Below are 1,836 nucleotides of genomic sequence, written 5' to 3'. Positions count from 1 at the left end.
GCGTACCTGCGCAGCCATCTCTCGGGCAAATCGGAGCGGCACCCTACCCGAGCGCCCCGGCGAGAAAAAGCGAATACCGCACAGGCGCGGGATATTCGCCGGCACGGCGACGGCGTGCTACCAGCCGCCGCCTCCACCGCCACCGCCGCCGCCACCGGAGGAGCCGCCACCGGACGAACCACCCGAGGAGCCGCCAGACGAACTGCTCGACGGTGGCGTCGAGGCCAGGGCGGCCACACTGCTCAGGCCCGTGGCCAGGGCGCTGCTCATGACCTGCGCCGAGCTGAAACGGCGACGGCTTTCATACCAGTCCGGCTGGTAATCACGCAGCTGCGGATCGATCAGGCCACTGGCCAGCGCCTCGCTGAAACGCGCGCTCCATTTGTCCTCCACGCCCAGGGCCATGGCGTAAGGCAGATGGCGCTCGTACAGCGCGATGCTCATCACCGGGGCCTGGCCCGCCTTGTCCAGCACGTCCCTCTCGGCCAGGCTCAGGTAGTTGCGGTAGCCCTCCAGCTCATCGAGCAGGCGCCGTCCGGCGATGGTGGGCGAGCGCATGAGCTTGCGTGCCACGGCGACGATGGCGAACAGTGCCAGACACTGCAGCACGGCATCGCCGCCCACCAGGCCTGCGGCCAGGCCCAGGCACGCCAGGGCGAACAGCAGCAGCGGAAGTCCGGCCCCGATCATCCCGTGGGTCAGGCAGTAGAGCGTCCCGGCCCCCAGCAGCATTCCCAGCAGCATCAGCCAGACGGCGTTGTTCGCAGCCTCCGCGTCGCCCGTGGACGTCACCAGCAGCGCGATCCCCGTCACCAGGGCGAAGAAGGCACCGAACAGCCAGTGCCCGGTAGCATTGCTGAAGTTGTTCCGCTCGATCCCTTTGACGCTCTTCAGCAGCACCTCCAGGGCGTTCGCCAGACGCGGTTCGTAGCGCCCGCCCAGGGTCAGCGAGCCGCCCTCCCGCGTGATCAGGGCATTGAGCACGCGCCGCTCCTCCTCGCGTATGGCATCCCCGTCCACCTCGCCCCGCGTCAGCACCAGGCCGCTGGTGTCGCGTTGCAGGCTGAGCCAGCCGCGAATGGCCAGGTCGGTGAACATGATGCTCAGCGCCCGCACGCCCTTGCGGTCATGCTTCAGGCCACGGCGCCACACGTACCCGGCCATCAGCGGACTGACGCCCCGTGGCGGCTCGAACAGCGGGATCACCAGGCCCTTGGCCGGCCCGCGCCCTTTCGCCCACCAGATCAGTGCGTAGAACAGCAGCAACCCGCTGAAAGCGGCCACCAGCAGAATGCGCCGCAGGTTGTCGGCAAGCAGCACCAGCAGCTCGTCCCACCAGCCGGGGCGAGTGACCAGCCCCGCCTGCCAGGCCAGGGCGACGGTAAAACCTTCACGCGCATCCAGCTCGCGCGTGGTCGCCAGGCGCAGGCGGTTGCCCTGCTGCTCGAGCACCTCGTAGGCCCCTTCACGCGAACCCCGGTAGCCGGTGTAGCCGTGTGCCGCCTGGATCTGCGCGCCCTCCGGCAGCAGTACCTCGACGCTGACCTGGCGGATCGGCAGCGACCAGTCATTGCCGGTCACGTTCCAGTAGAGTTCATCGACGCTGGCGTGATGCAGCAGCTGCGCATTCATGCGGTAGGTCAGTTCGTAGACATGAGGCCCAGACTCGAGCCGCACATCGGCGCTGCCCAGACGCAGACGCAGGGCATGCTCGAGGCGCTGCTCGGTGACGCTTTCCGGACGCCCGTCACGCGTGGCCGATATCAGCGTCAGCGGCGTGCTGCGCAACAGGCCGTTGCCCAGGCGATAGCGGACGGGAATGTCACGGTAGATACC

The 1,836-nt window shown here is 68.4% G+C and carries 1 protein-coding gene; it reads right to left on the bottom strand.

What is annotated here, in order from left to right; all coding sequences use genetic code 11:
* Positions 1–117: 117 nt before the first annotated feature.
* A partial coding sequence (locus J0A65_RS22855) for a DUF2207 domain-containing protein (protein WP_206596602.1) occupies positions 118–1,836 on the bottom strand: 1,719 nt, incomplete at its 5' end.

It is taken from the genome of Bowmanella yangjiangensis, from assembly GCF_017255015.1.
Lineage (GTDB): Bacteria > Pseudomonadota > Gammaproteobacteria > Enterobacterales > Alteromonadaceae > Bowmanella > Bowmanella yangjiangensis.
Note: the sequence above shows the minus strand (reverse complement) of the source record. Positions and strands in the feature narration are given on the sequence as shown.